General features: G+C 47.8%; 6 protein-coding genes. 3 read left to right on the top strand and 3 right to left on the bottom strand.

Going from position 1 to position 6,723, the window contains the following annotated elements; genetic code table 11:
* Positions 1-306 (bottom strand): DUF2809 domain-containing protein (locus GXO76_13025; protein NOY78779.1); only part of this gene is annotated, 306 nt, incomplete at its 3' end.
* 517 nt (positions 307-823) lie between these two features.
* Here GXO76_13025 and GXO76_13020 point away from each other — a divergent pair.
* From GXO76_13020 to GXO76_13010, 3 genes are read left to right on the top strand one after another with little or no spacing between them, the layout of a single operon-like run.
* A complete protein-coding gene (locus GXO76_13020) occupies positions 824-1,918 on the top strand; it encodes an efflux RND transporter periplasmic adaptor subunit (protein ID NOY78778.1) in 1,095 nt (364 codons plus the stop codon).
* Between the two features lie 29 nt (positions 1,919-1,947).
* Positions 1,948-3,183 (top strand): ABC transporter permease, encoded by a 1,236-nt coding sequence (locus GXO76_13015; GenBank protein ID NOY78777.1) that lies wholly within the window; start codon positions 1,948-1,950, stop codon positions 3,181-3,183.
* A gap of 10 nt (positions 3,184-3,193) precedes the next feature.
* Complete coding sequence (locus GXO76_13010; GenBank protein ID NOY78776.1) at positions 3,194-4,444, top strand: ABC transporter permease; 1,251 nt, start codon at positions 3,194-3,196, stop codon at positions 4,442-4,444.
* Positions 4,445-4,478: 34 nt separating this feature from the next.
* Here GXO76_13010 and GXO76_13005 read toward each other — a convergent pair whose 3' ends face one another.
* Together GXO76_13005 and larA are read right to left on the bottom strand one after the other, a co-directional pair.
* Positions 4,479-5,114, bottom strand: a complete 636-nt coding sequence (locus GXO76_13005; GenBank protein ID NOY78775.1) for a hypothetical protein — start codon at positions 5,112-5,114, stop codon at positions 4,479-4,481.
* Position 5,115: 1 nt separating this feature from the next.
* On the bottom strand, positions 5,116-6,390 hold the full coding sequence (gene larA / locus GXO76_13000; GenBank protein NOY78774.1) for a nickel-dependent lactate racemase: 1,275 nt from the start codon (positions 6,388-6,390) through the stop codon (positions 5,116-5,118).
* Positions 6,391-6,723: the final 333 nt, after the last annotated feature.

Here is a 6,723-nt window from a genome sequence, read left to right as displayed (position 1 = left end):
CCACTCAAAACCGCTGCCCAGAATCGTCCGCAGAATGAAATTCCGGCGCAGTACCTCCAGCCAGAGGGGATGAAAAAGCTGAGTCACTTCAATTAGCGAGGAAAACGCAAACACGAGGAGTGCCGCAACACGGGCGGACAGTTTCCGAAAAAACAACAGAAGGAGCAAAAACCAAAAAATGGGGTACAGAATATCCCCTGCCCCATTATTGACCCACCCGTGGAGCGGTCCCCGGTAGAATTTTGTAGAAAAACCGAGAGGCACAAGAATGAACAGCGCCAAAACAAGTTTCGCAAAACGGGACATAAGTGAATTCCTTGCTTAACCAAATTTGTTAATAGTAACCTTGCGAAGGTTCATTATTTGACTGAATTCAATCATGATAGCGTGTTTAAAAACCTTCGCAAGGTTGGTGTTCAATAGAATCTGATTCATCTAAAGATACAAAAAAAGCCCCAAGAAAGAAATTCATTTTTGAAAATCAAAAAGAACCGCAACCGGTGCCACAAAGTCACGAAAACACAAAGGTATAATAAATAAAAAGACAAATAGGTATTCATTGAAAGGGAAAACTATGCCAAACAAACTGAGTTGCAAGCAGCGGATTATTTTAGTGGTAACAATCTTCGTGACTTAGGGTCTTCGCGGCGAAAATATTTAAACAGGATTGACAGGATCGTTTATTTTTCGTACAAATTAAGGATGGTCTTGAAAATGTTCTGCACGGGTTGCCATACAAAATGGTAATTTTGTAACATTTTTAGAAATCAGCCGTAGAAATGAATGGTTTTAGTCAGAAGAATCTCTTACGATGAGGGTGATTATGAAGCAAAAAAAATGGATTGTTTTGGGCCTGTTTATGCTTATCGGATTCATTTTTGTGGGAAGGACGCTTTCCTGTTCCCACAAAAATCAGCAGAAAACCCTTTCCACAATAAAGGTAAAACGGGGAACCATTGTTGAAAAGGCTCTTGCCGTGGGAACCATTGAGCCGGTGAGCCAGGTGGCTGTTAAATCGAAAATCTCAGGTGTGGTAAAAAAGCTTTTTGTGGATGAAGGAGACTCTGTCAAAAAAGGGGATCCCTTGATAAAAGTCCAGCCGGAACCAACCCCTCTGGAACTGGCCGAAGCCAAACGAGAGGTGGAATTAATTTCCATTAAGATGAAAAATCTCAAACAGGAATTGACCCGCCAGGAGGAACTTCAACGCAAAGGCCTGATCTCAGAAAGAGACCTGCAGACTTCCAAAAGCAACTACAGGGAATCGGCTATTCGGTACAAAATGGCAACCGAGAAACTGGCCCTTCTGGAAAAAGGGAAAATAAAAATTGAAAATACCCGCATTGAGACCATTATCCGGGCTCCTATTTCCGGATCGATTCTGGAACGCAAAATTGAAATCGGGGATCCGGTTGTTCCGCTGACCTCTTATCAGGCCGGAACGGCTTTGCTGACGCTGGCAGATATGAGCCGGTTGATCTTCCGCGGCACAGTGGATGAAATCGACGTGGGAAAACTCCGGCAGGGAATGGGAGCACACATTCAAATCGGGGCTCTTCCCAATGCGAAAATCGAAGGAACGGTGAGTAAAATTTCCCTGCGCGCCCAAACCCGGGAAAATGCCACGGTTTTCCCGATTAAAATCACCCTGAAACCCAACCCGAAGATCGTTCTCCGGGCAGGATATTCTGCCAACGCCACGATTATTATTCAGGAAAGAAAGGATGTTCTTACCCTTCCCGAACGCGTGATTACGTTCCGAAATGACTCGGCCTTTGTTCGGATTAAAGGAAAAGACGGAAAACCCCACGAAAAACCTATCCGTGTGGGACTCAGTAATGCCCTCGCGATTGAAGTCGTCTCGGGTTTAAAAGAGGGCGATGAAGTTTTTGAAAAACCAACACGAACCATTCAATAACACTATTTGACGGAATCGATGATCTGCACATGCTGATAGTTAATGAATTACAAGAATTCGTCCACGACCTGCGGGTGCAAAAGCTGCGCGTGTTTCTAACCGTTTTCGGAATCATGTGGGGAACGGTCGCCGTGGTTATTCTGCTTTCCTTTGGGACCGGATTTAAAAAACAATCGGCCAAAAATATGCACGGATTGGGTGAAGGCATCGTGATTCTTTTTCCGGGAAGTACCACGAAGCCCTTTCAGGGATTTGGCATCGGCAGACCGGTTCGTCTGGTTGAAGACGATGCCGCTCTTTTGGCGCGGGAAATTCCCGAAATCCAAACGATCAGTCCCGAATTTTCAAACTGGAATGCCATCCTGAGAAAGGACACCAGGATCGCCCGCCCACTTGTGAGCGGGGTAAATCCAAAATATGCGGCCATTCGAAATATTATTCCCCTGCCCGGTGGTCGGTTTTTAAATGTGCTGGATATGGCCAAAAGCCGCCATGTCGTTTTTCTTGGCGATTCAATTAAATACCGCCTGTTTGGCCGTGAACCGGCTGTTGGCAAAAATGTTCTGCTCAACGGTGTTCCTTTTCTGATTGTTGGGGTAATGAAACACAAAACTCAAAATTCAAGCTACAACCGCCGGGATCAGGATCGCGCATTCATTCCGGCCAGTACCTTCTCCGCTTTCTTTGGTACAAAAAGGATAAGCGATCTCGTGTACAAACCGGCCAACCCTGCCTATTCTGAGTATATTACCAAAAGAGTTTACGACGTATTGGGAAAGAAATACAAGTTTGATCCCACCGACAAAAATGCCATTTCGTTGTGGGATACAACCGAAATGGACAAAATGATAAACCAATTCTTTTTGGGTCTGAATATTTTTCTGGGAATTATCGGGAGTTTTACCCTGTTTGTGGGGGGTATTGGGGTGGCCAATATCATGTACATCGTTGTGCGGGAACGCACCCGGGAAATTGGCATTAAGCGCGCTATTGGGGCACACCGGCGGGACATCCTGTTTCAATTTCTTGGTGAAACATTTGTGATTGTGGGTATCGGCGCCGGTGCGGGCTTTATCCTCTCTATTGGAATGATTCGTTTGGCACGGATACTTCCCATAGGAGATTTTGTGGGTTACCCGGAGTTTTCCGGAACTGTCTTTCTTGTTGTGATGCTCATTTTAGGTATCGTTGGACTGCTGGCAGGGTTTTTCCCCGCCAGAAAAGCTTCACGAATGAATCCAATTGATTGTTTACGTTACAGTTAGTGAGTGAATTATGACGTTTCGCTGGTTTTACATTCGGGAATTCTTCCAGGATTTACGCCTGCAAAAAACACGGGCTTTTCTGACGGCCTCGGCCATCGCCTGGGGAACCCTGGCTGTTGTTCTGCTTCTGGCTTTCGGGCAGGGCTTTAAACATACGATGGTTAACGGGATATTAAATGCCGGAGACAAAATTCTCATCATTTACGGCGGGCAGACCAGCAAAAGTTTCCGCGGGTTGCCAGAGGGACGGCGCATCCGGCTGACACCCGACGACGAAAAATGGCTTAAAAGCTCCTTGTCGGGCATTGGGTGGATCAGCATTCAATACGGGCATTGGGGCACACGGCTGACCCGAGGGAAAACATCTGCGTTAACGTACGGCGTTGGCGTGGAACCGGCCTTTGAGATCATGCGCCGGATGTACCCCATCCGGGGCGGACGGTTTATCAACACTCTGGATGTCCGGGAAAAACGACGCGTGGTCGTTCTTGGCAGCGAAATTGCCGAGGAACTCTTCGGACGAGAAAATCCGGTGGGAAAATCCCTGAAAATTGACACGATTCCGTTTACCGTCATCGGTATTCTCCAAAAGAAACTCCAAACCTCCATGAACAACGGCCCCGATTCCAGGCGGGCCATTATGCCGGCCACAACCCACCAGGCCATTTATGGGGAGCAGTATGTACGCCAGATTGTCATCCGCCCCAAAAATCCGGGGCAGGCGTCTCTGCTGGAAAAGCAAATTCGCGTTCTACTGGGCCGGAAGCACCGCTTCGATCCAACGGATTCCAATGCCCTTTGGATCAATAATTTTATTGAGGCAGAGCGGTTATCCAGACGAATTTTTATTGGGATTCAGATCTTTTTGGGAATCGTCGGGGGCCTGACGCTGCTTGTGGCCGGGGTGGGAGTGGCCAATATCATGTTTGTTATCGTCAAAGAACGCACCCGGGAAATTGGAATTAAAAAAGCGGTCGGTGCCAAGCGATCGCACATCCTCTCGCAGTTCATCTTTGAGTCCCTTTTGATTACGGTTCTGGGCGGCGGACTCGGACTCCTGCTCGCATGGCTCGTAGTCCAGGCCATGGGACTCTTGCCCTTCGACCGCCCTCCTTTTGAATACCTGGGACGCCCGATCCTCTCCCCGCTCATCATGGGTATTTCTGTTTTTATTCTCGGACTGATTGGCCTGTTTGCGGGGCTTTTTCCTGCACGGCAGGCGGCCCATCTGGAACCGGTGGAATCGCTTCGGTATGAGTAGGATTAGAAAAACGCGCAAATCGGCAGGGAACCGATCAACGGATCAACCGCCTTCCAAAGGCCGCACGGCGCTTGTAATAGGGCTCCGAAAGGCTGGAGATGGTTACACCATTTTGCGTACTCGCATGGGCAAAATTGCCGCTGCCCAAATAAATTCCTACGTGAAAAAGCCGGCCGCTGCCGGATTTGCGGAAAAAGATCAGGTCCCCAAATTGCAGGTTTGAAAGCGAAACCGGTTCCCCTTCCCCGGCCAACTTTTCAACGCTGTGGGGTAAACTCAGTCCCGAAACTTGTTGGAAAATCACTTTAACAAATCCCGAGCAATCCATTCCGCGGGCATTTTCACCTCCCCATTTGTACGGGGTCCCCAGATAATCGTCAATGGCCCGCATCATCTCCTGCCGGAATCGCCATGCGTTTGTCCGGGATTTTCCGGAAGAAACGGGGCTGCCTTTTTCTTCAGACACCGGCCTCTTTTTCGCCCCTGCTTTTTGCTCCACTGGTTTTGAGGCTGAATTGGGCGGAGACGTGCGGGAAACGGCCGCTGGTTTTTCAGGACTTTTGTGAGAGGGACCCGAAACAAAAATGGGCTTCGGGCGGAAAGCGGCACAGTTCAAAAAGAGGACACCCGCCGCCAAAAAAACCAAACTGCCTGCGATATGTGTTTTCATCCTATTCTGCCCTTAATTCGGGAAGCGTTACATCGCCAAAAGGCAAAACCGCAACCGAATTCATGTTGAAATCACGGCTGGCCTGTGCCCAGGCTTCTTCAAACGAGCTTACCGGCACAAAACCGATCCTCCGGCTAATCGATTTATCCAAATCCGAAATTAAGTACATCGTGGATTGATTCAGTTTCTCTTTCAAAGAAAGCGCCGTATTTCCGTTCAGCGCGTAGTTTTCCATAACCGCCCGTTTCATTTCCGCCAGCCCCGAATAATCAAACCACTGTAAGAACGTTCTGGAGCCGATGCCGTCATCACATTTCGCCAGAACAATCATGCACCCGCCCGGTTTCACCGCCTGAAAGGCGTTGTAAATGGCCTTGTGTGCCTGAATGAGATTCACATCCTTTGGAAACCCGCCGGCACTGACTATGACGCAATCGAATGTCTGAGGGATGGGAACGCGGTTCATTTTTTCAATAATTCTGCGACATTTTTTATGAGCCAGAAGGGTATCCCCGGCAAATGCAGCCTGAATTTCGTGGTTATAATCGAGTACAACCTGAACGCTGAATCCGATGTTTACCATTTGAAAGGCATCTTCAATGTCTTCGTAAACCGGATTTCCTTTCACATGTCCGGGACGGCAATTGGGGTGCAAAACGGAATTCTCACTCAAAACGGCCATTTTGTGATTTTGGGTGATGGTATCGCAGGCAGCCACTCCGGGAACAATCATTTTGGGGCCGCCGCCAAATCCGGCAAAATAGTGGTGAACCACGGTACCGGCAACAATAACAAAATCGGAATCCGTAACCAGGCGATTCACCCGAACCGGGATTCCTCTTGGCGTGGTTCCCACATATTTCAGAGCACTTTGGGAACAATCGTGTTCCTCGAAGGCGTACGTTTCTGCAATCTCACTACCCAAAATAGCCTCTTTTTCCCGATCCGCCATTCCGGCATGGCTTCCGTTTGCAAATAGGAATTTTACCTGTTTGGACGGCACACCCGCCGCACGGATGGCCTTCAGCAGAACCGGCAGAATGAGGTCTGTCCGGGCGTCACGGGTTTTGTCGGGAAGGACAACACATAGTTTGGATTGAGAAGAAAGCAGGTTTTGTAAAGGCGGTGTTCCCAGAGGATGTTCAATGGCGTATTGAACCATTTCTTGACCGGATTCCGCTTTCGGAAGATCGGCCGGTACGATCGTAAGAATTTCAAGATGATCGGGCACAGCAACCACGGTTTTTGATCGGCCGTAGCGAAGCTCGAATTTCATGGCCAGCCCCTTTTAGGATTCACCGGATTCATGTTTAGAAGGCTATGAAAAAATCGGATTTTAGTATTTACTTTTTTTCAACCCACCCCCTCACTCCTCATCCCCTATTTAAGGGAGGGAGATGGGGGGAGGGTCAATAACAGAAAAATGTTACGTAATAATCTATTTTTCAATTGATTTTAAAGCAACCCCGTATTAATGACAAATTAGTTTTTTTCACAAATTGTGATCTTATTTTTTTAGGCTCTACTGGAATTTTTGTGGATTTGTTTCCACGAAATCTAATCAATGAAATTCTTTGTCAGACAGAAAACAGGCATTCCTTACTTTCCC

Source organism: Calditrichota bacterium, from assembly GCA_013151735.1.
Taxonomy (GTDB): Bacteria; Zhuqueibacterota; JdFR-76; order JdFR-76; family BMS3Abin05; genus BMS3Abin05.
Note: the sequence above shows the minus strand (reverse complement) of the source record. Positions and strands in the feature narration are given on the sequence as shown.